Here is a 24,918-nt window from a genome sequence, read left to right on the forward strand (position 1 = left end):
TTCCTCTTTGGAAAGAAAATCACGCTCCACAGTTTTAAATTGAACTTTGTAGTTATAGAATGGATCTTTAGATATCAAGTCATTGGCGACTGCCATTCGGCTTTAAAATTATTGACATATTTCAAAGCCGAATTATGATTGCAGACTTTGGTAATTTTTAAAAAGTACTCGAACCCTTTGATGAACCTTAAATTGATATCGCGAAGTGGAACATCGTCCTTCCCGTACTCGGTATTTAAGAACTCCTTCAAATGGTTTTTGGTGGTGTGATATCGCTTCCAAGTACCAAGGGCAAATTCAACCCCGACCAATTTTTCCATTTGCAGGTTATGCTCCTCAAAGAGCTGTACTAGCATTTTGATTTTTTCTCCTTTGCCTAAGTAAAGATTTTTTATGTCCGAAGAGCAAAAGGGTCTGCCTTCGTCCACAAGTCGAGCATGAATCTTGTTTATTTTGTTTCTGATAATATCTAAATACGAATTCAATTCGTTTGCTTCGAGGTTCGTTCCGCGCATTTTTCCTGTTCTGGCATTCCATTTCTCGGGCTCAACTTTACGGGAAATACTCAGTCCGCTACGTTGCCCATTAACTGTCAAACGCACTTATATAGGTACTTTTACATCTTTTTCAAAATGTTTCCCTTTGAGGTAAAATAACTGTGAGAAAGAATGGCTCATTTTCGTATCTTTTTTAACAGAAATAAAGGTACAAAAAATGAAAATACAAATTTCATAATTAACATAATATCAGTTGATTACAAATAAATCGGTGAGTGTTTTTAAATAAAAAAAGTACTCACCGAATAGGTCACATAAAATAAGGTTTTAAAACGATTCATTTGATACCGTAAAAAACAAAAACCCCTGATAATCATATGATTAAGGGGTTTTTGAATAGTTTTGTTACTATTCTAGTGGAGCCGGAGGGATTCGAACCCTCGTCCAAACAAGCAATTACAATGCCTTCTACATGCGTAGTTTTTGATTGATTTTCGATGTGCACCTGACCAAAAACAGCCTAATACACACTTATCTTCTTAAGTTTTGGTGATAGTGTCAAAGCTTCACTACCCTTATGTTGACTTTGATGGTGCTTCTGAAAGGGACGCCGTCAACAAGGGCTTCCCAGAAACATCTCGCTTCCCTACCTTGTAGGGACGAGGCTAAATCCTACTGTGATTCGGATTAAGCGGCAAGAGCGTAATTATTTTCGCCAATTAAAAAGTGTGGAAAATGAGATTTACGAGCTGTAGCCCAGCGCTCGGCATGCTTACATTCCAATTGGTCTCGCTGTCAAAACCAGTCGGCCCCATAATAGTTGGAACAGTGTTCCAGTATTATATGTATCAATGAACTCTTTTTTGGCGTTCCTTTTTTTAAAAACCTTGCAGGTCTCTTAAAAAAAGGGTGGGCTATTCGCTGTATTTTTTTCATATTTCCCCAACATAGTGGAGAGAAAATAAAAAAAGATACCGCTTCTATCTCTAACGCGGTTGGCAAAGGTACTTCAAAAAGTATTCCAAAAAAAGTTTTGCTTGTCAACATGTCATATGTTACATTTACAACTTAATGGCTTCCTAAAGTTATAAATTGTCTTTCTCTATGAAATTTGGAATTATCAGGGAACGTAAGAATCCTCCAGATAGGAGAGTGGTACTTTCACCCGAGGCTTGTATAAAGTTAAGAAGTATGTATCCCAATGCCACTATTATAGTTGAGCCATCGCCCATCAGGGTCTTCAGGGATGAGGAATATACCAATAAGGGTTTCGAGGTGGCTTCAAAAATGGAGGAGTGTGATGTGCTTCTAGGTGTTAAGGAAGTTCCCATGGAAGATTTACTTCCCAATAAAAAATATTTCTTTTTTTCCCATACCATTAAAAAACAACCCTACAATAGGGACCTTATTCAGGAGATTTTAGTTAAGAGCATAGAGCTATATGATCATGAGGTCATTAGTAATCCTAAAGGCCAACGTTTGGTAGCTTTTGGGCGTTATGCCGGAATCGTGGGAGCCTATAACGGTATTAGGACATACGGACTTAAATTTAATTTGTTTCAATTACCAAAAGCAGAAATTTTGGAGGACCAAAAGGCCCTGATCGCGGAATTGCAAAATATAAAACTTCCCAATATTAAAATACTGCTCACAGGAAGGGGTAGGGTAGGTAACGGGGCCAAAGAAATGTTGGAGGCCATGGGACTAAAAAAGGTAAACGTGGAGGAGTATATACACGATGACTTTCAGGAGCCCGTCTACTGCCAGATCGATGCCTCTGAATACAACAAACGCAAGGACGGTGTACGCGGCAACAAAGCCGAATTTTTTGCCCATCCAGAAGAGTATAAGAGTAATTTTATTAGGTTTACCAAGGTAACTGACTTTTATATAGCCGGACATTTCTATGGAGATGGGGCCCCTTATTTGTACAGCCGTGAAGATGCCAAGCATCCTGAATTCAAAATTAAAGTAGTTGCAGATGTGAGTTGTGATATTGATGGTCCGGTAGCAACAACTATAAGACCTTCAACAATAGCAGATCCCATTTACGGATATGATCCACAATCGGAAAAAGAGGTAGATTTTAAAAATGACAAGGCTATAGCCGTTATGGCAGTGGATAACCTTCCTTGCGAATTGCCAAGAGATGCCAGTGTTGGTTTTGGAGAGGCTTTCCTAAAGCATGTAATCCCTGCTTTTTTCAATGATGATGAAGACGGTGTCCTATTACGTGCCAGAATGACCCAGAATGGAAAACTTGCCGAACGTTATGCCTACCTGCAGGATTTTGTGGATGGCAAGGAATAATATGCAAACACTTTCTTTTAATATAAAAAGGCCAATGCATTCGCGCTGGCCTTTTTTCTTGTGTATTGGTTAATGGGTATTCCTATTTTAAACTATTTACTGTTTTACGTATCGCTACCAAATTCGTCAATAATTTTTCCAAATAATCCAAATGTAGCATATTAGCCCCATCACTCTTCGCATTGGCGGGATCAAAATGTGTCTCCATGAAAATACCATCAGCTCCAGTCACAATACCTGCACGAGCAATAGTTTCAATCATATCTGGTCTCCCACCAGTAACTCCTGAAGACTGGTTGGGTTGCTGTAAAGAGTGGGTAACATCCAAAACTACTGGAGCGTATTGCTTCATTGTTGGGATTCCTCTAAAATCAACTATCATATCTTGGTATCCGAACATGGTGCCACGGTCTGTGACCATTACCTGTCCGTTCCCTGATTCCTCCACCTTCATTACCGCATGCTTCATGCTTTCTGGACTCATAAACTGTCCTTTTTTAAGGTTAACAACCTTACCTGTCTCAGCAGCGGCAACTACCAAATCGGTTTGCCTTACCAAAAAAGCAGGTATTTGTAGTACGTCCACATATTCTGCAGCCATGGCCGCATCAGATATTTCATGGATATCCGTTACGGTAGGCACATGGAATGTCTCGGATACCTTGCGTAATATTTTTAAAGCCTTTTCATCACCTATACCTGTAAAAGAATCTACCCTACTTCTGTTGGCCTTCTTAAAACTACCTTTAAATATATAAGGTATTTGTAGCTTATCGGTAATGGAGACTACCTTTTCCGCTATGCGCATTGCCATTTCCTCTCCTTCAATGGCACAGGGGCCACATAGCAGAAAAAAATTATTGCTATTGGTGTGTTTTATTTGAGGGATCAACTCTAGTTTCATGCTTAGAAATTTAGTTCACAAAGATAGGAGTTTTGCGAATAGAATATAGACTCCCTAAAATTAATTGGAGCGTCGTGGAAGTGTTATAGTTTTAATAAAACTGATGGTTACATGATCTAAGTATTTTTTGGGTATCTTAAATTTCCGTAAATTATAGGATTAACCGTTAACTAAAATATCATGGAATTACAAGATATGTTAATTGTAGAATTGGAGCATGAAGTGGCGCTGACGGAAAAATTCTTAAAGCGTATCCCAAAAGATAAATTGGAATGGCGGCCCCATCAAAAATCCATGTCCCTAAAACAATTGGGGAGCCATCTGGCAGAAATACCTAGTTGGGTTACAGGGACCATGGTACAGGACGAAATGATCATGGATGATTACAAGCCTCCCATTACCGAAAGTGTAGACGAAATGGTAAAGGTCTTGAAATCCTCAGCGGAGGAGGCCAAAAAGGCCTTGAAAGTCCCCAATAGTAAATTTGATAAGCATTGGAAAATGATTCAAGGCGGTAAAACGGTTATGGAAATGCCAAAACATCAAGTTTTGAGAGGCATGGTTCTTATTCAATTGCCACACCATAGGGCACAATTGGGAGTGTTTCTACTGTTATTGGATCAGTCGCTACCCGCGACTTATGGTCCATCGGCAGATGAGCAGTAGTTTGCCAATCCAAATACAGGAGCAATTAAGGACGAGGTTCTTACGGGGTGTGTTGACCTCTACAGAAGGGTTTAAAACTTAATGAAGGACAAAAAATAAATAGCATAGGTCCTTTGCGAAACTCCTTCAAAATCAATATATTAAGAAAAACCAACCTTTTGTTAAAAGGTTTAAAAAAAGGAGTATCTTTGCGCGCGCATTCAAGAAGGTCGAATGCTTTTAAATTATAGTTATGTCAGCAACAAAAAACATTGCAATCATTGCCCACGTAGACCACGGTAAAACTACGTTAGTGGATAAAATCATGTACCACTGTCAATTGTTCAGAGAAAACCAGAACACTGGCGATTTAATTTTGGACAACAACGATTTGGAACGTGAAAGAGGTATCACTATTACTTCTAAGAATGTTTCTGTGGTATATAAGGGAACCAAAATTAATATTATCGATACTCCTGGTCACGCCGATTTCGGTGGTGAAGTAGAGCGTGTTTTGAACATGGCCGACGGGGTATTGTTATTGGTAGATGCCTTTGAGGGTCCAATGCCACAAACACGTTTTGTTTTGCAAAAAGCTATCGATCTTGGATTGAAGCCTTGTGTTGTAATAAATAAAGTTGATAAGGAAAACTGTACTCCGGAAGAAGTACACGAAAAAGTATTTGATTTAATGTTTGAATTAGGTGCCGAAGAATGGCAGCTAGATTTTCCAACCGTTTACGGTTCTGCAAAGAACAATTGGATGAGTGATGATTGGAAAAATCAAACAGACAATATAGAGCCATTATTGGATATGGTAATAGAGCATATTCCAACTTTCGAAGCTAAAGAAGGAAACACTCAAATGTTGATTACTTCATTGGATTTCTCTTCTTTTACGGGTCGAATTGCAATTGGTAGACTGTTAAGAGGTGATTTAAAAGAAGGACAACAAGTTTCTTTGGTGAAACGCGATGGTAAAATTGTAAAAACAAAAATTAAGGAACTTTATACTTTTGAAGGTCTTGGTAGACTAAAAGTACAAGAAGTTAAAACAGGTGATATTTGCGCTATTGTTGGTTTAGAAGGTTTTGAAATTGGTGATACTGTTGCTGATATCGAAAGCCCAGAAGGTTTAAAAACAATTGCTATTGATGAACCTACCATGAGCATGTTATTCACTATCAACGATAGTCCGTTTTTTGGTAAAGATGGCAAATTCGTTACCTCTCGTCACATTAAAGATCGTTTAGAGCGCGAGCTTGAGAAGAACTTAGCGCTACGTGTAAATTCTACTGATAGTGCTGATAAGTTCTTGGTTTTTGGTAGAGGTGTATTGCACTTGTCTGTTTTAATCGAAACTATGCGTCGTGAGGGTTACGAAATGCAAATTGGGCAGCCACAGGTAATTATAAAAGAAATTGATGGTCAAAAGTGTGAGCCTATTGAGCAGTTAACCATAGATTTGCCGGAAGAAGTTTCTGGTAGAGCTGTAGAAATGGTTTCTATTCGTAAAGGTGAAATGACAAGCATGGAAGCTAAAGGAAACCGTATGGTTTGCCAATTTTTAATTCCATCAAGAGGTATTATAGGTTTAAGAAACCAATTATTAACCGCTACTGCTGGTGAAGCTATCATGTCTCATAGGTTCTTGGAATACCAACCAATGAAAGGTCATATTCCACAACGTCAAAATGGATCTTTAGTGTCAATGGAATTAGGTAAATCAATTCCTTACTCTATTGATAAGTTACAAGATAGAGGTAAGTTTTTTGTTGATCCGGGAGAAGATATCTATGAAGGTCAGGTGATTGGAGAGAACTCTAGAGGAGATGATATGACAATTAATATTACCAAAACTAAAAAGTTGTCTAACGTTCGTTCTTCTGGAGCGGATGACAAGGCTAAAATTGTTCCTGCAATTAAATTTTCATTAGAGGAAGCTTTGGAATACATTCAGAAAGATGAATATGTAGAGGTTACTCCAAAACATATCCGTTTAAGGAAAATATATTTAACGGAAAACGATCGTAAGCGTAATAAAATTACTTAATATCAATTTTAATGTAATACAAAAAGCCCCGGACGATTGGTTCGGGGCTTTTTGATTTTAAAATATCTATTAAATCTTCCCGCAAGCAGAAGCAGCGCCAATAATCCCTGCAGTATTCTCTAATCTTGCAGGGATAACTCTGGTGTCCACATCTATTTGGTTCTTAAATTCATCCCAATCCTTGGATGCGCCGCCACCTAGGATAATCAATTCCGGAGCTACGATCAAATCCACCAAATTCAGAAATTTATTGAAACGCTTACCCCATTTTTTATAACTCATCTCTTTATTTTCTTTCACGGAACCTGCTGCCCATGATTCAATCTTGTCATATTTTTTATAGGGAATCTGTCCCAATTCAAAATTGGGGATCAACCTACCGTCCAAAAATGCACCACTACCTAAGCCGGTACCAATGGTGATCATGATAACGAATCCCTTTTCGCCCTTTCCAACGCCATAATTCATACAGGCACAGCCTGCCGCATCGGCATCATTGATAACATGAAATGGTTGTCCTGTGGCCTCTGTAAAAAGATTGTCTACTTTAACACCTACCCATGATTTGTGAAGATTGCCTTGGGATTTACAGATGCCATGTCTAATAATTGAAGGAAAACCACATCCTACGGGACCGGTATAATTAAAGTGGGTAACAATTTGTGCAACTACCATTGCTATATCGGCAGGTTTTTTAGATTCTGGTGTCGGTATTCTATAGCGCTCTGTAAGCATTTCCCCTGTTTCAACATTTACCAATGCTCCTTTTATTCCAGAGCCACCTATATCTATGCCGAGTATTTCCATGTAGTACGTTTAGTTTGTTTGCCCGGCAAAGAAACAAAAAAGTTTTGGCAATTTGGTAATCATACTATTCTACCAAATCACCCTTCAGATGTAGAAAATCAAAAATCAATTGGTCCACAGCAGAGATTAATTCGCGGTCCTTGTAAGTTAGCCATACCATTTCCTCAATTTCTGAATGGGGTAGCAATTGGCCTTGGTATTGTGCGGCATAACAAGTCATGCGCACTAGTATGCCCAGCTTGTGTTTATCTGCCTGGGCTTCAAAAACACCTATATATTCCATTGAAGGAACAATTATGGCAACACTGAGTTCCTCTTTTATTTCTCTGACTAAGGTAACGGTGTCTGTTTCCCCTGGTTCTCTTTTTCCTCCTGGAATATAATATTTGGTCTTCCCCTTGCTTCGGGTGCTCAAAATTTTTCCGTCCACCAAATGAATCCACGCCAGTTTGTCTATTATTTTATCGGTCGGTTCTATGTAGTAATCAATAGAGTTTAAAGAATGGTTGGGATCAATGGTATCCAACAACCTATCTATACTACGCCCAAAAAAGGTTAAAGTGCCCAAATTTTTGTTCCGACCTATGGCACTGGAAATAGTCTCGTCTCTATTTCCAAAATAGTACCCGTCTTTTTTGATCCAAAGGGCATTTAATAGGTACTGCATGCTCACATTGCCCAATTGGTCAATGGATATCGCCATTTTGAGGGCGTACTCCCCAATACTAGTTACTCCCCCTTTAAAAAGTTTGTAGATAAGTCCATAAACAAAGCCAAAAGGTACAGTAAGAACGAATAGGAGTATAGAAATAAGAAAGAGAAGCACACCAATAATGGGATTCACCTTTTTATAGGCTCTATGGACTTGTTTTTTTATGATCATAGGCGCTTAACCAAGGAAGTGAATTATTGTAAAATAATTTGGCTAAATGGCCTTTTGCACTACTTCGAACACCTTGTTACCATCGCACTTTAAGGTTTTGGAAGGATACTTTAATATAAGGGCGTAATCATGTGTAGCCATTAATATGGTGCGCCCGGTGGCATTGATCTCTTGTAATACTTTCATGACTTCTACGCTGGTCTGCGGATCCAAATTACCTGTTGGCTCATCAGCCAAAATCAACTCAGGATCGTTCAATAGAGCACGGGCAATAGCTATACGTTGTTGTTCGCCTCCCGAAAGCTCATGTGGGAATTTGAAACCTTTGGTCTTCATGCCAACTTTGCCCAAAACTTCTTCAATCTTGGCATCCATTAAGCTATCATCGGTCCATCCTGTGGCTTTAAGTACAAAGCGTAGGTTATTATTGATACTCCTGTCGGGCAATAATTTAAAATCTTGGAAAACAATGCCCAATTTCCTTCTCAGGTATGGGATGTCTTTTTCCTTCAATGTCTTTAGATCAAAATCTACGATGGTGCCCGAGCCTTCTAAAAGAGGAAGGTCGCCATAGAGCAATTTCATAAAGCTACTTTTGCCACTCCCGGTCTTCCCAATGAGATAAACAAATTCTCCTTTTTTTATTTCTAAATTGATTTCGTTGAGCACTAAATTTTCCATCTGGAAAACGGCCACGTCCTCTAAGTGCAATATGCTTTCGCCCATGTCTCTAATTATTGAGATAAAGGTAATAAGTTCTTGTTAAAAGAAATCAAGGTCTTTTAAAAATATATATCTTTCGCCTTAAATAAAGTTAAGCAAGGCATGGATTTTAATAAAATATTTCGCCTTTGAGGAATCTTTAAAACTGTATATGAAATGTACCTTTATTGGAATACTTAAGTGCAATTTTTAACGTTATATATATTCATATACGGTTAATTTTTAACAGCTAGAGAACATTATGCGAAATAAAAAAACCGCTTTACTACTGTGTCTTATGGGGATGGTATGGATTGGCTATTGCCAAGAATCTAAGATCTATACCCATAACGAAAAGGATTATCAGGAAGCGCTAGCGCTTTATAATAACAAACAGTATCAAGCATCCCAGACTATTTTTGAAAAGGTAAAATCTAACAGCAAAGATTTAGAGGTCCAAGCTAATAGTGCCTACTATGCGGCAAATGCCGCCATCAGGCTAAATCAGATTGGTGCAGATCGTTTAATGGAGGATTTTGTAGAGCAATACCCCACCTCCACCAAAAGAAATTCGGCCTTCTTTGATGTGGCCGATTATTATTTTGAAACTGGAAAATATCCCTATGCCTTAAAGTGGTACGGAAAAGTTGAACAAGGTTCTATATCTAGGGCCGATAGGGATCGTTTTAACTTTAATAACGGGTACTCTCTTTTTTCGTCTAATAAGTCCAAAGAAGCCGAACAATACCTGAATAAAGTAACCAATTCTCCTAAATATGGTTCACAGGCCAAGTATTACCTAGGATTTATAGCCTACCAGAATGATGATTATGCTGGAGCTAGTGCACGCTTCGATCAGATCACTGATCAACGATTATTAGATGAAAACCTATCCTACTACCAGGCTGATATGAATTTTAAGCTTGGGAATTTTGAAAAGGCCATTGAACTTGCCAAAAAACAATTGCCAAAGGCAGACAGGTTGGAAATTTCTGAACTCAATAAGATAATTGGGGAGAGTTATTTCAATCTTAAACAGTACAGCAACGCTATTCCCTATTTAGAAGAGTATAAAGGCAAGAAGGGCAAATTTAGTAATACCGATTACTATTTCTTAGGCTACTCCTATTACAAACAGGAAGATTTTGCCAATGCCATTCAACAGTTCAATAAAATAATTGGAGGAGACAACAGCGTGGCCCAAAATGCCTATTACCATTTGGCTGAATGTTATTTAAAATTGGATAAAAAGCAAGAGGCGCTGAATGCTTTTAGAAATGCTTCTCAAATGGATTTTGTTGAAGAAATTCAAAAAGATGCCTACCTGAATTATGCGCGTTTGAGTTATGAAATCGGTAATGCCTATGAGAGTGTTCCCAAAGTCTTGACTACCTACCTGGATAAATATCCGGGTAGTGCCCAGACCAAGGAAATTCAGGAGCTCTTGGTAGATTCTTATATCACCTCAAAGAATTTTAAAGGGGCTATGACGCTCTTAGAAGAAAATAAAAATTATGCCAGTAAGGCTACCTATCAAAAAGTAGCTTACTATAGGGGGATTGAACTTTTTATGGATGCTGATTATTCTGGTGCTGTGGAGAATTTCAAAAAATCTCTTGCGAGTGCAGAGGATGGTAATTTTAAGGCCAGAGCCCAGTACTGGAAGGCGGAAGCCCAATATCTCTTAATTAATTATAAGGATGCCTTGGTAGATTTTATACAGTTTCAAGCCAACTCAAATGCACGCTCCATTCCTGAAAACAAGGATTTGTCATATAATTTGGGATACACTTATTTTAAGCTTAATGACTATACCAATGCGGCTTCCTATTTTTCAAAATATTCCGCTGCAAATCCTTCGGATACTAATAAATTGCACGATGCCTATCTGCGTTTGGGAGATAGTTATTTTGTGAGTAGTAAATATTGGCCTGCCATGGAGGCCTATAATCAAGCTTTGGCTTTGAATGGACCAGAAAAGGACTATGCGGCATTTCAAAAGGCCCTTTCTTATGGGTTTGTAGATAGAACTACTACTAAGATTGAAGAATTGAACAGTTTTACTACAAAGTATCCTAATTCTACCTTAATGGACGATGTCCTTTTTGAATTGGGGAACTCGTACGTTAAAGAGAATAAGATAGAATTAGGTTTGCGTTCCTATGACAAGTTGATAAACCAGTATAAAGGAAGTTCTTTGGTTCCTCAGGCGCTGATGCGCCAAGGGTTAGTGCATTACAATACAAGTCAGAACGATCAGGCATTAGGTAAGTTTAAAACTGTGGTGCGCGATTTTCCAAAGACCCAAGAGGCGATACAGGCAGTGTCCACAGCCAAATTAATCTATGTTGATCTTGGGCGTGTGAACGAATATGCCGATTGGGTTAAGAACCTAGATTTTGTGGAAGTGACCGATGCCGACTTGGATAATGCAACGTTTGAATCTGCGGACAAACAATATATAGAGGGGCGCTCAGATGCTGCTATAAAAGGGTATCAAAGCTATATCCAACAATTCCCTTCTGGTCTAAATGCACTAAAGGCTAATTTTAATTTGGCACAATTGTATTTTGCCAAAGGAGAAAAAGAAAAAGCACTCACATATTACACCTTTGTAGCCAATAGGGGGGGTAGTGAGTATTCAGAGCAAGCATTGACCAGAGTTTGTGAAATTTATGTGGGCAATAAAAATTATACCACTGCTATTCCCTTTTTGGAGCAATTGGAAAATACGGCCGATATTCAGCAGAATATCACTTTTGCCCAGTCGAACCTTATGAAGGGTTACTACGAGCAAAGTAATTACGACAAGACCATTGATTATGCAGAAAAAGTATTGGCTACTTCTAAAATAGATGATCGTATTAAAAGTGATGCTCAGATTATGATTGCTAGGTCTGCCATAGCTACCAATAATGAAGCAAGGGCTCAGAAGGCCTATGGAGAAGTTTTAAAGATAGCCTCTGGTGAATTGGCCGCCGAAGCCTTTTACTATGATGCCTATTTTAAAAATAAGGCACAAAATTATGTGGCATCTAATGCATCTGTATCAAAATTGGCCAAGGACTACTCGGCTTACAAAGAGTGGGGTGGAAAAGGATTGGTGATCATGGCCAAGAATTTCTATGCGTTGGGAGATGCTTTTCAGACCACTTATATTTTGGAAAGTGTTATTACCAATTTCGGACAATACACTGAGATAGTAAATGAAGCCAAACAAGAGCTTATAAAGATAAAAACCAAAGAGGCAGAGAGCAATTCATCTATCAATCCTGAAAAGAATTAAAAATACCTTGCAAAAAGAGAACACTATGCAAAAGCAAATATATATAAGTATCCTTTCCATTCTTGGCGTCTTTCAATTGGGGATATCCCAAGAGAAAGATAAAAATGATATAGGAACGGAAACGGTAACGGTGACTAAGGCGTATACCCCAACGATCTCCGATGCCTTTAAAATTAAGAGCTTACCTAATATGAACGATTCCATCGTACTACAAAAGAAGAAGATCAAGTACAGTATTTTTTCAATTCCTGTAGCTTCTACTTTTACCCCTGCCAAGGGTAAGGCCACCGAAGTACAGAAAGCGAAACCAGAAAAGCTCTATAATTCCTATTTGGCCTTGGGTCTAGGGAATTACAATAACGCCATGCTCGATTTTTATACTAGTAGGGCCTTAAATAGGGATGAGCGATTGGACATAGGCCTGAACCATTTTTCCTCCAGAGGGGATATTGATGGTACTATTTTGGACAATGATTTTTACAACACCAAATTGGACGCCTCCTATTCTAAAAGGGATAGGGATGTCAGTTGGGGTACGAACATAGGGTTACAACACCAAATCTATAATTGGTACGGAGTTCCAGAAGGGGTCTATCCTGATGCGGTGGTTGCCAGTATTGATGGGAAGCAAAATTATTATAACGCAGAATTGGGGGCAAATGTGAAAGTGGAAGATGCTCTCTTTAAAAGCGCAGATCTGCTCTTAAGACGTTTTTGGGATGTAACGGATTCCGGTGAAAATAGATTAAAATTTCAGCCCGTTTTTGAATTTCCTCTAACAGACCAAGCGCTCACCATTTCTGGTAATTTTGATTATGTAGGAGGTGCTTTCAAAAATGCAAATGTTAACAATTCAAATAATACAGGAGAGATTAATTATAGCCATTTTCAAGTAGGTGTAAGCCCAAGTCTTTTGATAGTAACCGATGATGTCAGGATAAATTTAGGGGCTAACCTTGTATATGGTATGAATACGGAGAATAGCGACAGCAATTTTTATATATATCCAGCAGTAACTGCCTCTTATCGGATCTTAGATGAAAACTTAATTGCATACGGAGGTATAGAAGGGGATTTAAAACAAAACTCCTTCCATGATTTTGTGGGAGACAATCCTTTTGTATCCCCAACCCTTGCCATTACCCCAACGGATAAGCAATACGACGCATACATTGGCCTTAAAGGGATGCTGCTACCTAGCCTTAGCTATAATATAAAAGGTTCTTATACTGCGGAAAACAGAAAGCCCTTGTTTAAGCTAAATCCTTCCAATGATTTTAGGAATGATGAAAAGGGGTACTATTTTGGGAATTCCTTTGAGGTGTTTTACGATGATGTAAAAACATTGGGAATCTTTGGAGAATTAAATTTAGATATCAATCGCAATTTTTCTTTGGGTATTAATGCCGAAGTATATGATTACGATACCGAAACGGATAATCCAGCTTGGAACCTTCCCAATATGACAGGTTCTCTTTTTATGGATTATCAAATTGATGAGCATTGGTATATGGGCGCCAATATATTCTATGTTGGGGAAAGGGAAGACCTTAGTTCACAGGTGGTCCAAAATGTTATGCCCTCACAATTTCCATCAACCTTAATTACTTTGGATGCTTATTTTGATGCCAACGCCCACATGGGATACCGATTTAACGATCAATTTTCCATATTTTTAAAACTGAGCAACATCGCAAATAACGATTATCAAAGATGGGCCAATTACCCTGTCCAAGGATTTCAAGTGTTGGCAGGATTTAAATATAAATTCGATTTTTAATAGGAGTCTGTTCTTAAAAAAGGGCAAACTTAAAATCCCTTCAATACATTATACGTGAGTGATTTAAGTGTATTTTGGGGATATCAAAAATAAATGTGGTGCTTTATAGTGCTACTTAAAATAAATGGTATCATCTTTGTCAACAAATACGTATTAATTTTAAATTTTAACAATGAGTAAAGGGACAGTAAAGTTCTTCAATGATACCAAAGGATTTGGTTTTATCGCAGAAGAAGGTTCTGGTAAAGAACATTTTGTACACATTTCTGGATTAGTAGACGAAATTCGTGAAGGCGATGAAGTTGAATTTGATCTTCAGGACGGTAGAAAAGGATTGAACGCAGTAAATGTAAAAGTTATTTAATATATACTTTTTAGTTCATTAAGCTAAAGCCCATCAGTAATGATGGGCTTTTTTTGTGGTCAAGTATTATCCTTTTCTCGTCCGTTTTCTCAGTTTAATGAGTCGGTCTTCATAATAGCCCCTTAATTCTTCCAAAAAGGTCATAGGATTCTCATACTCCAGAAGCACTTTGTAAGTATGCTTGTTTTTGGCTTCTTGGAGCAGCCTTTTCATTTTCTGGATTTCCAATTGCAAATAGATATCTTCCGTAAGGCCATTATCCTTTTGTTGGATAACATCTTGTTTAAGTAGGGTGTTGCTAAGGAAGATATGAGTATGAAAGGCCCTAAGTGTTTCCAGATCTCCAGAGGAATATATGTCTATGAGTTTGGTGGTAATGGCTGTTGCCAAGTCCAATTTATCTGCTTGCATGGAAAATTTATCGGGATGTACATGCAACATGGCCTCCCTGTAAAGTCGTTTTTTCTCTTGGTGTTCCCTTAGGTCTGTTCTTGAGTTCTTTTGCGTGGACACTGTCTGTAGCCCTTCCACCTCTCTATAATTTTTTCCGCGTTTTTTTTGGTGAAGCCTTTTTTTCTTTTTTGCTGCTTTTTGTTGCTTGTATAGCACTGTTAATTCCTGTTCTTCAATGAGGGCATTTTCCAGATGGGACCTTAGGGTATTTTCAAAGCTGATGGTCTTTAATTGTATGGTATCCAATTCTAGAATTAGGGAATTTAGCTCCGCTTGCAGTGCCGCTCCCGCTTGGGTATTATTTAATTTTGATGGATATTTTTCACTCATGTGCACCGACTAGTAGTTGCAAAGTTCGGTAACATTTTGCAATGCAGGCGTATGCTGTTCTCAAATCCATGATATTTGTTGCTTTTTAAGGCGTTTATTTGAGAAATATTAGACAGATTTTGTTTTTAAAAATTATAGCAACATCCTGTTTTGGGTGATTGGGATTCCTTTTAAATCCTTATTTTTGGGTTAAACTGATACTGATATGAAATACCTACCAATAGCCATTTTATTGCTGTTATTTTTTTGTAATGCTTGTAAAAATAATGAGGAAAAGGTAGTATTGGTTGAGGTGGTACCTATTGATAGTCTTTTTCAGGAATATTATACGTTTAAATTGCGGATGAATCCTTTGGAAGCTACAAGATCTGGAGTCACAGGATACAATAATGTTTTGGCAGATTATATTTCAAAGCCTTATCAGGAAGATCTAGAGGAAAATTATGACTATTTCTTAAGTATGGCCGAATTATATGATGAAGCTATTCTCACTCCGTCTCAGGCACTAAGTCTCAAAGTCTTGGTTTGGGATGCAGAAATAAAACGGGAAGGCCTTACGAACAAATTAGTGACCATACCTTCACCAATGTTCGACCTGCCCACCTTTGAGTTAATGCCCATCAACCAAATATTTTCTTTTCAATTAGAAGTAGGTTTATTGGCGAGCGGATCAGGGGCTCAACCTTTTAAAACTATAGACGATTATGACGATTGGTTGCAAAGGGTAAACGATTATCTGAATTGGTTGGACTCGGCAATACTTAATATGAAAAGGGGAATTGATAAAGAGGTGGTGCTACCTAAAGTTATTATACAAAGGATATTAAATCAATTAGAGGCATTTGCAACTGCCGAGGCTGAGGATCATCTATTTTTTGGCCCAATTAGAAATATACCAGAAAGTTTTTCAGAGGAGGAAAGGATTAGATTAAAAGATGCTTATCGAAATATGATTTTGGATGATGTCACGCCTGCCCACGAGAAGCTAAAACTTTTTTTATTAGAAGACTACTTGCCTGAGGGAACAGAGACCATAGGGCTATCACAACTCCCTCACGGCAAACAAGCATATTCGTATTTGATCAAATACCATACAACTACAAATATGTCGGCTAAGGAGATCCATGAAATGGGCTTGGAAGAAGTAGCCAGAATTAGGGGAGAAATGGAATTAATAAAAGATTCTGTAGGCTTCGAGGGCGATTTAAATAGTTTCTTTGATTTTGTGCGCAATAGCAAAGATCAAATGCCCTTTAAAGAGCCTGAAGAAGTCATTGAGAATTTCAAATCCATCCAAAAGAGGATGCAACCTTTTTTATCTAAATTATTTGATTTAAAACCTAAAGCACAATTTGAAGTTCGCAGAACCGAAGCATTTAGGGAGGCCTCTGCCAGTGCCGAATATTTCGCCGGTAGTAAGGACGGATCAAGACCAGGCACTTTTTATGTACCCATTCCTGACGTAACAACTTACACTACATTTATGGATGAAGCTTTGTTCTTGCATGAAGCTATCCCAGGACATCATTACCAATTGTCCCTTCAACAAGAAAATAAAAACCTGCCTTCATTTCTCCACGGGGAAGGTATGGGTGTTTTTGTTGAAGGCTGGGCGCTATATTGTGAATCTCTAGGCAAAGAATTGGGGCTGTATAAAGATCCTTACCAGTACTTTGGTATGTTGAGCATGGAGATTCATAGAGCTATCAGATTGGTTGTAGATACTGGGATTCACACTAAAGGATGGACAAAGGAAGAGGCTATACAATATTCCATGGAAAACGAAGCGGCATCCGAAGATGCTATCACTACCGAAATTGAGCGCTATATTGTAGCTCCGGGACAGGCACTGTCTTATAAAGTAGGCCAGTTAAAGATCAGGGAACTTCGTACAAGGGCAGAAACCGCCTTGGGCGATGCCTTTTCAATTAAAGAATTTCATACCCAAATCTTGAGTTCAGGAAGCTTGCCCTTGGTTTTGCTAGAAGAAAAGATAGAGAAGTGGATAGAAAAAGAGAAATACAACCGTTAAGGTGTATCTCGTAAACCTTTTGACCATCTTAACCATAACTTATATGGCAATGGTAACAGGCAACCAGTATATTCATTTACTTTAGTTCCTAATCAATAATCCGAGTATTCTGTTGGGTAAAGGAAGAATTGTTCGTTAAGGGAAACATTATTCTGATATTCAGGTAACGTAGATAGGTTTTTCCAGGTAGGGGCGTCCACAAAAGATTTCCAATGAGCATCTCTACTTTCTTGATTTGCAAAGGTGGTCATGTACATTAGGTTGGGCATCTGGCTACCGGAAAGGACCTCCCCATAAAATACGGCATTAAAGCCGAGGTCATTAAATAGAGATACTTCCCCTCCTTCATTGAACATTTTCACCTTATTGCGATAAAGTTCTTCTGTGGGTGACTGATAACTACGCAACTCGTAAACTCTTTCTGAACGAGGCCCATCAAGTAGCGTTGGTTTTAATATGGGCATATCCTTGAACGCCTTTAAAAGAGTAGATGAAATTCTGAGATATGGGGCTTTATCATAGGATGCCTGGAGATAGTTCTTCCCCTGCATTAAATAGTCTTTGTCTTGTAAGAGTTTTTTGTTTAAACTTTCAAATTGGGCAAAGTCTTTAAAAGGGATCAAAACAAAAAGTTGGTTTAAGGTATCCTTTTCATTTGGTCTTGTCTTGAATACGCCAACGCGATCTATTTTTAATTTTTTTAAAGCAGGTAGATAGGCTTTGCTAAGATACTCATCAGTTAGTTGTTCCTGTGTTTCATTTTCAAAAGTATAGGTTTTTAACTGAAACAATTCGCTCTTTTCGTTCTGGGCATTTAATTGTACGCAAAAGAAGATGAGAAATGTGGTACTAAGAAAGGTGAGTCTTGAGTAAATAGAATTCATACGTTTTTTTATTTAACCAAATGTAAGCTAGTTGATAAAGAAATCCTAAACTAAACGATTTAGTGATGTTACAATTCAAATACGGAAGGGTACAATCAGTTCAGAGAGCTTTTATATATCAATTTTAGTACTAATCTCCTATCATGTTTTGAATATGCGTAACCACATGAATTTTATTCTAACCATTTATTTCATAAATTAGGCCAACCTAGGTCTTGCGTATTGAAAATAAAAGAGGTTCAGAAAAATCATAATAAGAGGTAGCATAAAGCATCATGTTTAGAAGATTAATCCCTTTATTATCTATTCTTACTATGTTTAATTCTGCTATTTGCCTAAGTCAAAACCTTATTAAAAATCCAAGTTTTGAAATTCATGCCGAATGTCCAAAAAGAATGGGGAATTTTAATATCGATTTACCTTCTTGGAGCACGCCCACAAGAGGAACTACAGATTACTTCAATTCCTGCAGTGAGCTTATGGGTGTTAACAGTAATTTTAAGGGAACTCAAGAACCGTTTCACGGAAATGGCTATGCCGGTTTTTATGTGATTGCTCCAGAAGATTATAGGGAATACATCCAGGCCGAAATTTCTAAAACTTTAGAAAAGGGCAAAAAGTACCAAGTATCCTTTTATGTAAGTCTAGCCGAAAAATCGGATTATGCCATCCGAGATATTGGGGTTCTATTTGCAGAAAAAAAGATGTCTCTGAACAAAAAAACTTATTTGTCCAAAACACAAATCTATAGCATAAAAGACAATTCCTTTAATTTTCAGACAGTTCTAAGCTCTAAATTTTTAACCAATGACAAAAAATGGGTGAAGCTAAGTACAGAATTTCTCGCCGAGGGCAGTGAGAATTTTATGATTCTGGGAAACTTCAACAATAACGCAACCACTAGAAGAGTCGATACAAAAATAGACCTTAAAATTGGTGCTTATTATTATGTTGATATGGTTTCTCTAATTGGGGTTGATCCGGTGAATGCGGCTGAAGATATAGATTATGAATTGGACGTAACCTATATTTTTAAGGATGTTCTGTTCGAATTTGATAGATCCTATCTTTTAGAAACAGAAAAAAAAGGAATTGATGCACTTTATGCCTATTTAAAAGTAAACAATCATTTAAAAGTAATTATAAAAGGACATACAGATAAAATTGGTTCTAATGCTTATAATGAGAAACTTTCCAATAAAAGGGCAGAGGCCGTTTCTCAGTATTTGATGCGATTGGGACTAGAAAAAAATAGAATCTCTTGGAAGGGATTTGGAGCTACCAAACCTTTACGGGATAATAATTCTGTTGAAGGAAGACAGCGAAACCGAAGGGTAGAATTTCTAATTTCTAAGGAGTTGGAATGATTATTATAAGTGTCTCATTCTCTCTTTGTTAGTAAATTTTTGACAGTTAAAAAATTCGTATCTATATTTATTACAAATATTTTAAAATTTAATTTTAGACGATAATAATTTATGATATTTAGTAAACATGTATGTTAAAAATAGTCGATATTTAATAGTGCCTAATTTAATAAAAGGTCTAAAACAAACCATATGAAAAAGTATTCTATCTATTTAATGATCGCATTTACAATGGTATCATTAATCCCTACAAGTGTGACGGCCGCAAATGAGCCACCTACAGAATTAATGACTTCATCTACTGCTGACAATGCAGCACTAGCTAAGACCTTATTGGCGAGATTGGATGAGATTAAAGCCATGGACAAATCAAATTTAACACGTTTGGAAAAAAAGGAACTTCGCTTGGAAGTACGTGAGACAAAAGCAGAACTAAAAGCTATGAACGGAGGGGTGTATCTTTCTGTTGGTGCTATCATTATAATTATACTCCTTTTAATCCTTTTGCTTTAAGCATTTGATTGAATTTATTTTTTTGACCAGTAAAATTTAACTTATAAACCGTTAAAATGCAAAAAAAAACAATTGGGATGGTACTCATCGTCCTAGGAATTTTGATGATGGTGTATACTGGTTTTAATTTGGTTACCAAAGAAAAAGTAGTAGATTTTGGTCCTATTGAGATTAGCCAAAAAACAAACCACCCAATACAATGGTCGCCTTATGTAGGTTTCGCTTTACTTATTGGGGGTGCCTTTCTCACTCTAAGTAAAAAAAAGAGCTAGTTGGGAATTTAAAACTTTTCAATTTGAAAATTAAATGTGCTTCGCATTCCCATTTCGAAGCACATTTTTTTTGCTCAAACTTTTTGAAGTAACAATCAAGTAGTAGTAATTCATTATTTTTGAGAAAATAAATTTAAATATTCTATGAAAAAAATTCTATTTTTTATGGCCATCTGTTTGGTAAGTTGTGCTCCTAATAAGGTAAGTGTTGATCTCATTGTAGTTAACGCCAATGTGTATACGGTAAATGATGCTTTTGCTAAAGCTAGTGCTTTTGCTGTTAAGGATGGAAAATTTGTAACCGTAGGAACTACAGATGAAATCAATGAAAAATATACCTCTTTGAAAACGATTAACGCAGGAGGTAAGACTATTACCCCTGGTTTGATAGATGCGCACTGCCATTTTTATGGATTAGGACTTAACCAACAGATTGTGGATTTGGTGGGTACCAAAAGCTATCAAGAAGTTTTAGATAGGGTGCAGGAGTTTCAAGCCAAGAATCCAATGGAATTTATACGAGGTAGGGGATGGGACCAAAATGATTGGGAGGTAAAGGAGTTTCCGACCAAAATGGAATTAGATGCCCTTTTTCCGAATACACCTGTAGCTCTAGAACGTGTAGATGGCCACGCCTATTTAGTCAACCAAAAAGCGTTGGATATGGCTGGGATTACCGCTAAAACATATGTTAGTGGGGGAGAGATTGTAAAAGATAATGGACAAATCACAGGTATTTTAGTAGATAACCCTATGGGAATGATAGATGCTGTGGTTCCTGCCCCAAATAGGGCAACCCAAATACAAGCTTTAAAGGACGCTGAGCGTATTAGTTTGAGCTATGGTCTAACCACGGTGAATGATGCTGGTTTGGGTAGAAGTACCATTGAATTGATAGATAGCCTGCAGCAAGCAGGAGCCCTTTCAATAAGGGTCTATGCTATGGTAAGTAATACCCCTGATAATCTTGATTATTATTTAAATAAGGGTATTGTCAAGACAGAAAAACTCAATGTAAGATCTATAAAAGTGTATGGTGACGGAGCCTTGGGTTCCAGGGGGGCAGCTTTAATGGAGGCCTATTCCGATAAACCTGGACATTTTGGTGCTATGGTCACCTCAGTAGACGATATTCAGAATCTTGTAGATAGGATTGTTGCCACGGACTATCAAATGAATACCCATGCCATTGGAGATTCAGCAAATATTGTAGTTTTAAAAGCCTATGCCAAAGCGTTGAAAGGAAAAGGTGATAGAAGGTGGAAGGTAGAGCATGCACAAGTGATTGCTCCAAAAGATTTCGATTATTTTGAATCGGGAATTATCCCTTCTGTTCAGCCAACCCATGCAACAAGTGATATGTATTGGGCAGCTGATAGATTGGGAACGGAACGGGTAAAAGGTGCCTATGCTTTTAAAGAATTGTTGCAACGTGCTGGGAAGTTAGCATTGGGAACAGATTTTCCTGTGGAGCAGGTGAGTCCTTTCCTAACTTTTTATGCTGCAGTGGCTAGAAAGGACACAGATAACTATCCAGAAGGAGGTTTTCAGATGAAAGATGCCTTATCCAGAGAGGAAACCTTAAAGGGGATGACCATTTGGGCGGCCTACTCAAATTTTGAGGAGAATGAAAAAGGAAGTATCGAAGTTGGTAAAATGGCCGATTTTGTTATTTTAAGTGCTGATATTATGGAAGTGCCTGAGAATAGTATTCCTACTATGAGCGCTGAACAGGTGTTTATAGACGGTAAAAAAGTAAACTAAAAATAATAGATTACCCGCTAAATACAGTCTTGTATTTAGCGGTGTTCTTTTTTAAATCTTCAGAAAGGCTTTTAAGCCATATCAATTGGTTGGAAATTAAATGAGCCTCTTGCAGCAATACCTTCATATCCTGTCCAATAGATGTTACTCCAGCTTTTATTTGCTCATTCCGTTCTTTAACCAACGTATTATAGGAGTTTTGGAGCTCTTGTTTGGCAGTCTCTATATCAGCGTGATCTATTAGTTCTGGCTTCTTTTCTTTGTCCAATAAGGCTTCGGTTTCTTCCAAATTGTTTTGGATATTGGCTATAAAGGCATCAAAATGGATGCTTGGCTCTGTGGTCTTATGATTTTGTATAAAACTTCCTAAGGAGGCTATGGCCGATAAAAAGGTGTTGTTCAAGGTCACAATATCATAGGTGAGTCCCATCTCTTTTTGTTTCGATTTGGGGTCCTGTGTCATTCGTTGAAAAGCAGCATTTAAATTACTTATCGCTAAAAATGCTTCTTTTCGAGGCATTTTATACTCCAGCTCCGTAATTTCCTTTGTGTGGTAAAGCCTTTGTATGGCCAATAAATAAGCTTTGTTCCTTTTGACCAAGGCCAATATAAAACTATCTATATTCATAAACTCCCATGTTGGCCAGAGGGTGTAATTGGCAATAACTGCTAGTATTGCGCCTATGGCCGTGTCCAAGATCCTATATTGTACCACTTGGAAGCTATTGGGGTTGATAAGGGCATATACAAAAATGATAAATAGGGTTATAAATGCGGCAGCGGAACGGTAACTCTGTACGATGAGCGAAAAGGCTAGGGTTAAAGAGATGACAGCCAGTATTTTATAGATCATAGTGTTATTCGTCAGTAGGATGATAAGAACCGCAACTGCAGCGCCAATCAGGGTACCAATGATACGTTCTTTAGCGCGCGACTTTGTAAGGCCATAACTTGGGCGCATTAGTACAATCAAGGTAAGTACAATCCAATACGGATTTCGAATACCTAGAAAGGTCCCCAATAAAAAACCAACACCAACAGCAATGGTCAGTCTAAGCGCATGCCTGCATATGGGAGAATTTATACTCAAATGCTGTAGAAGAATATTCAAGCTATATTCTTGGGATGTAATAAACTGATGGGCATCCTTTTTTTTGAGGGCTATTTTATTGGTATGCTCCGCGTTTGCCATGACTCTTCTTATGGAACGTACCTTTTCAATTTGCTGCTCTTGGTAATCCAATAAATTTCTGAGGATTATGGCTCCCTCACGACCTTCTGGCAGAGGCACTTCGGATAGATAATCCTTTATGGCTGTTTGGGTTTTATCTACAGCTTCCAAAAGTTCATCTTTGCTCTGTATTTTTTTTCTGCGCACTAGAATCTCAGAAAGCACCTGTAAATGATTGCCCATGGTTACATTTAAATTTCTAAAAGGAAGCAAATGGTGTTGGTCTCCAAAAAGATCATCTATTTGATTGTAATTCAAGGTGTTTGCCAGGGCCAGTTCTAGAATATCCACCAGGGTTATTAGGATAAGTACTCTTTTTTCATCAAAATTAGAACGACCTATTTTTTTCCTTTCACTAAGGAGTAACTCTCTTAGTGTCTCGTGCTTTTCAGTCAATTGGGTCTGTAGATGAAGTATCTTCCCCAGCAATTTTTCCCTCTTGGTTCTTTTTGTCAATAATTTACCTCTCACTTTTAGATAGCTTCCGGTGAGGTGTAAGGTCTCAGACAGTAATTGATCTTCATCTTTTTTAGGGGATAGCCATTGGAAGGCCCAAGACATTACTAAAAACCAAAGTCCACCAACCCCTATAAGACCTACGTGAAGCCAAATACCAAATTCAGAAATATCCCTAGCTAGGGACAAAGTCATAGCTAAAAGCCCCGCAAATGCGATTAAAGAACCTCTAAATCCATAGGCTGCAATCAAGGAGACAAAAAATGAAACAAGAAGTAAGGCAGCAATTAGGACTATAAAATGAATTTTTGCGTAATTAATAATTAACGTGACCAGCATGGTTAGACCAATACTCAAAAGTGTGCTAACGTTTTTTCTCTTAAAGGTTCCAGGGGTATTACTAGGTGCATTGAGAAAAACTCCCATGGCGATGGATATACCATAGGCTATATGCCCGGCAATATCAAAACTGATTAGGGGAATCAGTACGGCAACGGTTAAAAGAATTCCTCTGTAAAAGTTGGAACTTTTTAGAAATAGCCAAGTCCATTTAAGATAATCTTTTAACATGGTGCAAAGTTAATTACTTATTGTGCAGAGATTTTAACTTAATAGGTAATATTGATACAAAATTTAGCAGCGAATGGATTCTAACAAAAAAACCGAAGCATGTGCTCCGGTTTTTTTTTGCTTTTTCCTAGCAATAATTACATAGGAACGCTAAAAGGGACTGTCACCCTTGTTGTGCCCCAGCCCATTACCAAATTACCGTTATTGGCTTCATCAAAAGTAATGGAAAAAGCTTCTAATGATTCCGTGCCTTTACTGACTTTACCCATAACTCTGGCAACATCTGCGCTTTCATCATAGGAATAAGCTCCCCATTGGTTTAATTTGCTATTGATAATCACCGTCCACTCATTTTCACCTGGTATAGTGAATAAGGAATAAGTACCTGGAGAAACCGTTTTATCCCCAATTTTAACTGTAGTGTAAAGTGTAAGCTCTGCTGATTCATTGGCCCCTGTTCTCCATACCTTGCCAGTTGGTGCTAATTCTGATAAAGAACGGCCATTTAGTTGAGGTCTGCTATAAATAATTTTGGCATATTTAGCTGCGACTTTGTAACTTGATGGGTACGCTGCGATATCAGCTGGACTCTTATCCATGCCGCTGAATTCTTGAGCGGTAGCTGTGCTGAAGTTAAAAGCTATTGCAATAATTGCAAGTGTGATTAATTTTTTCATTGTATTGTATTTATTAGTTTTTTACTAAATGGAGTATCCATTATATATGGTTATAAATGTCGGAAAAGTTTCATCAACTTACAAAATGTTCTAATTAAAACCTTGTTCTTCTTTTCGTGGTTACGAATTTAATGTATA

General features: G+C 37.8%; 20 protein-coding genes and 1 other RNA gene. 11 read left to right on the forward strand and 10 right to left on the reverse strand.

The window, feature by feature from the left end:
* Positions 1-74 precede the first annotated feature (74 nt).
* Both ABXZ36_RS04890 and ssrA read right to left on the reverse strand, forming a co-directional pair.
* Complete coding sequence (locus tag ABXZ36_RS04890; protein ID WP_354614363.1) at positions 75-602, reverse strand: phage integrase SAM-like domain and Arm DNA-binding domain-containing protein; 528 nt, start codon at positions 600-602, stop codon at positions 75-77.
* A gap of 309 nt (positions 603-911) precedes the next feature.
* Positions 912-1,310, reverse strand: a transfer-messenger RNA (tmRNA) gene (gene ssrA / locus ABXZ36_RS04895).
* A gap of 291 nt (positions 1,311-1,601) precedes the next feature.
* Between ssrA and ABXZ36_RS04900 the strand changes: the two genes are divergently transcribed.
* Positions 1,602-2,807, forward strand: a complete 1,206-nt coding sequence (locus tag ABXZ36_RS04900; protein ID WP_354614364.1) for an NAD(P)-dependent oxidoreductase — start codon at positions 1,602-1,604, stop codon at positions 2,805-2,807.
* An 82-nt stretch (positions 2,808-2,889) separates the two neighbouring features.
* Here the strand turns inward: ABXZ36_RS04900 and kdsA are convergent, their stop codons facing one another.
* Positions 2,890-3,711 carry a 3-deoxy-8-phosphooctulonate synthase gene (gene kdsA / locus ABXZ36_RS04905; RefSeq protein ID WP_354614365.1) on the reverse strand — a complete coding sequence of 274 codons (822 nt, stop codon included), beginning with the start codon at positions 3,709-3,711 and terminating at the stop codon, positions 2,890-2,892.
* 180 nt (positions 3,712-3,891) lie between these two features.
* Between kdsA and ABXZ36_RS04910 the strand changes: the two genes are divergently transcribed.
* Together ABXZ36_RS04910 and typA are read left to right on the forward strand one after the other, a co-directional pair.
* The gene (locus ABXZ36_RS04910) at positions 3,892-4,377 is read left to right on the forward strand and encodes a DinB family protein (protein ID WP_354614366.1); all 486 of its coding nucleotides are present in this window, start codon (positions 3,892-3,894) and stop codon (positions 4,375-4,377) included.
* Between the two features lie 232 nt (positions 4,378-4,609).
* The gene (gene typA, locus ABXZ36_RS04915) at positions 4,610-6,409 is read left to right on the forward strand and encodes a translational GTPase TypA (protein ID WP_354614367.1); all 1,800 of its coding nucleotides are present in this window, start codon (positions 4,610-4,612) and stop codon (positions 6,407-6,409) included.
* Positions 6,410-6,478: 69 nt separating this feature from the next.
* Here the strand turns inward: typA and ppgK are convergent, their stop codons facing one another.
* The 3 genes from ppgK to ABXZ36_RS04930 form a co-directional block, all read right to left on the reverse strand.
* Positions 6,479-7,216, reverse strand: a complete 738-nt coding sequence (gene ppgK / locus ABXZ36_RS04920) for a polyphosphate--glucose phosphotransferase (RefSeq protein WP_354614369.1) — start codon at positions 7,214-7,216, stop codon at positions 6,479-6,481.
* A 64-nt stretch (positions 7,217-7,280) separates the two neighbouring features.
* On the reverse strand, positions 7,281-8,099 hold the full coding sequence (locus ABXZ36_RS04925; protein ID WP_354614371.1) for an NUDIX hydrolase: 819 nt from the start codon (positions 8,097-8,099) through the stop codon (positions 7,281-7,283).
* A gap of 42 nt (positions 8,100-8,141) precedes the next feature.
* A complete protein-coding gene (locus tag ABXZ36_RS04930) occupies positions 8,142-8,825 on the reverse strand; it encodes a cell division ATP-binding protein FtsE (RefSeq protein WP_354614373.1) in 684 nt (227 codons plus the stop codon).
* A 238-nt stretch (positions 8,826-9,063) separates the two neighbouring features.
* Between ABXZ36_RS04930 and ABXZ36_RS04935 the strand changes: the two genes are divergently transcribed.
* The 3 genes from ABXZ36_RS04935 to ABXZ36_RS04945 all read left to right on the forward strand — a co-directional run bounded on the left by ABXZ36_RS04935 (position 9,064) and on the right by ABXZ36_RS04945 (position 14,231).
* On the forward strand, positions 9,064-12,087 hold the full coding sequence (locus tag ABXZ36_RS04935) for a tetratricopeptide repeat protein (RefSeq protein WP_354614374.1): 3,024 nt from the start codon (positions 9,064-9,066) through the stop codon (positions 12,085-12,087).
* 25 nt (positions 12,088-12,112) lie between these two features.
* On the forward strand, positions 12,113-13,867 hold the full coding sequence (locus ABXZ36_RS04940; protein ID WP_354614375.1) for a TonB-dependent receptor: 1,755 nt from the start codon (positions 12,113-12,115) through the stop codon (positions 13,865-13,867).
* Positions 13,868-14,039: 172 nt separating this feature from the next.
* Positions 14,040-14,231 (forward strand): cold-shock protein, encoded by a 192-nt coding sequence (locus ABXZ36_RS04945; protein WP_354614376.1) that lies wholly within the window; start codon positions 14,040-14,042, stop codon positions 14,229-14,231.
* 66 nt (positions 14,232-14,297) lie between these two features.
* Here ABXZ36_RS04945 and ABXZ36_RS04950 read toward each other — a convergent pair whose 3' ends face one another.
* Positions 14,298-15,014: a hypothetical protein gene (locus ABXZ36_RS04950; RefSeq protein ID WP_354614377.1), complete on the reverse strand. Its 717-nt coding sequence runs from the start codon at positions 15,012-15,014 to the stop codon at positions 14,298-14,300.
* A gap of 205 nt (positions 15,015-15,219) precedes the next feature.
* Here ABXZ36_RS04950 and ABXZ36_RS04955 point away from each other — a divergent pair, with 205 nt between their 5' ends.
* Positions 15,220-17,046 carry a DUF885 domain-containing protein gene (locus ABXZ36_RS04955; protein WP_354614378.1) on the forward strand — a complete coding sequence of 609 codons (1,827 nt, stop codon included), beginning with the start codon at positions 15,220-15,222 and terminating at the stop codon, positions 17,044-17,046.
* A 92-nt stretch (positions 17,047-17,138) separates the two neighbouring features.
* On the opposite strand, the gene ABXZ36_RS04960 is transcribed toward ABXZ36_RS04955, so the two are convergent.
* Complete coding sequence (locus tag ABXZ36_RS04960; protein WP_354614379.1) at positions 17,139-17,930, reverse strand: NIPSNAP family protein; 792 nt, start codon at positions 17,928-17,930, stop codon at positions 17,139-17,141.
* A 395-nt stretch (positions 17,931-18,325) separates the two neighbouring features.
* Here ABXZ36_RS04960 and ABXZ36_RS04965 point away from each other — a divergent pair, with 395 nt between their 5' ends.
* The 4 genes from ABXZ36_RS04965 to ABXZ36_RS04980 all read left to right on the forward strand — a co-directional run bounded on the left by ABXZ36_RS04965 (position 18,326) and on the right by ABXZ36_RS04980 (position 21,846).
* Positions 18,326-19,297 (forward strand): OmpA family protein, encoded by a 972-nt coding sequence (locus tag ABXZ36_RS04965; RefSeq protein ID WP_354614380.1) that lies wholly within the window; start codon positions 18,326-18,328, stop codon positions 19,295-19,297.
* Positions 19,298-19,489: 192 nt separating this feature from the next.
* Entirely contained in the window at positions 19,490-19,810 is a 321-nt protein-coding gene (locus ABXZ36_RS04970; protein WP_354614381.1) for a hypothetical protein, read from the forward strand.
* 56 nt (positions 19,811-19,866) lie between these two features.
* Positions 19,867-20,082 (forward strand): LPXTG cell wall anchor domain-containing protein, encoded by a 216-nt coding sequence (locus ABXZ36_RS04975; protein ID WP_354614382.1) that lies wholly within the window; start codon positions 19,867-19,869, stop codon positions 20,080-20,082.
* Between the two features lie 144 nt (positions 20,083-20,226).
* A complete protein-coding gene (locus ABXZ36_RS04980) occupies positions 20,227-21,846 on the forward strand; it encodes an amidohydrolase (protein ID WP_354614384.1) in 1,620 nt (539 codons plus the stop codon).
* A gap of 10 nt (positions 21,847-21,856) precedes the next feature.
* Here the strand turns inward: ABXZ36_RS04980 and ABXZ36_RS04985 are convergent, their stop codons facing one another.
* Positions 21,857-24,103, reverse strand: a complete 2,247-nt coding sequence (locus ABXZ36_RS04985) for an FUSC family protein (protein ID WP_354614385.1) — start codon at positions 24,101-24,103, stop codon at positions 21,857-21,859.
* Positions 24,104-24,240: 137 nt separating this feature from the next.
* Positions 24,241-24,780 carry a DUF2911 domain-containing protein gene (locus ABXZ36_RS04990; RefSeq protein ID WP_354614386.1) on the reverse strand — a complete coding sequence of 180 codons (540 nt, stop codon included), beginning with the start codon at positions 24,778-24,780 and terminating at the stop codon, positions 24,241-24,243.
* Between the last annotated feature and the right edge of the window lie 138 nt (positions 24,781-24,918).

Source organism: Sediminicola arcticus (genome assembly GCF_040566695.1).
GTDB lineage: Bacteria > Bacteroidota > Bacteroidia > Flavobacteriales > Flavobacteriaceae > Sediminicola > Sediminicola arcticus.

Coding starts and splice junctions, on each gene's coding strand:
- ABXZ36_RS04900 (WP_354614364.1), top strand. CDS start 1,602: ATGAAATTTGGAATTATCAGGGAACGTAAGAATCCTCCAGATAGGAGA.
- kdsA (WP_354614365.1), bottom strand. CDS start 3,711: ATGAAACTAGAGTTGATCCCTCAAATAAAACACACCAATAGCAATAAT.
- ABXZ36_RS04910 (WP_354614366.1), top strand. CDS start 3,892: ATGGAATTACAAGATATGTTAATTGTAGAATTGGAGCATGAAGTGGCG.
- typA (WP_354614367.1), top strand. CDS start 4,610: ATGTCAGCAACAAAAAACATTGCAATCATTGCCCACGTAGACCACGGT.
- ppgK (WP_354614369.1), bottom strand. CDS start 7,216: ATGGAAATACTCGGCATAGATATAGGTGGCTCTGGAATAAAAGGAGCA.
- ABXZ36_RS04925 (WP_354614371.1), bottom strand. CDS start 8,099: ATGATCATAAAAAAACAAGTCCATAGAGCCTATAAAAAGGTGAATCCC.
- ABXZ36_RS04930 (WP_354614373.1), bottom strand. CDS start 8,825: ATGGGCGAAAGCATATTGCACTTAGAGGACGTGGCCGTTTTCCAGATG.
- ABXZ36_RS04935 (WP_354614374.1), top strand. CDS start 9,064: ATGCGAAATAAAAAAACCGCTTTACTACTGTGTCTTATGGGGATGGTA.
- ABXZ36_RS04940 (WP_354614375.1), top strand. CDS start 12,113: ATGCAAAAGCAAATATATATAAGTATCCTTTCCATTCTTGGCGTCTTT.
- ABXZ36_RS04945 (WP_354614376.1), top strand. CDS start 14,040: ATGAGTAAAGGGACAGTAAAGTTCTTCAATGATACCAAAGGATTTGGT.
- ABXZ36_RS04950 (WP_354614377.1), bottom strand. CDS start 15,014: ATGAGTGAAAAATATCCATCAAAATTAAATAATACCCAAGCGGGAGCG.
- ABXZ36_RS04955 (WP_354614378.1), top strand. CDS start 15,220: ATGAAATACCTACCAATAGCCATTTTATTGCTGTTATTTTTTTGTAAT.
- ABXZ36_RS04960 (WP_354614379.1), bottom strand. CDS start 17,930: ATGAATTCTATTTACTCAAGACTCACCTTTCTTAGTACCACATTTCTC.
- ABXZ36_RS04965 (WP_354614380.1), top strand. CDS start 18,326: ATGGGGAATTTTAATATCGATTTACCTTCTTGGAGCACGCCCACAAGA.
- ABXZ36_RS04970 (WP_354614381.1), top strand. CDS start 19,490: ATGAAAAAGTATTCTATCTATTTAATGATCGCATTTACAATGGTATCA.
- ABXZ36_RS04975 (WP_354614382.1), top strand. CDS start 19,867: ATGCAAAAAAAAACAATTGGGATGGTACTCATCGTCCTAGGAATTTTG.
- ABXZ36_RS04980 (WP_354614384.1), top strand. CDS start 20,227: ATGAAAAAAATTCTATTTTTTATGGCCATCTGTTTGGTAAGTTGTGCT.
- ABXZ36_RS04985 (WP_354614385.1), bottom strand. CDS start 24,103: ATGTTAAAAGATTATCTTAAATGGACTTGGCTATTTCTAAAAAGTTCC.
- ABXZ36_RS04990 (WP_354614386.1), bottom strand. CDS start 24,780: ATGAAAAAATTAATCACACTTGCAATTATTGCAATAGCTTTTAACTTC.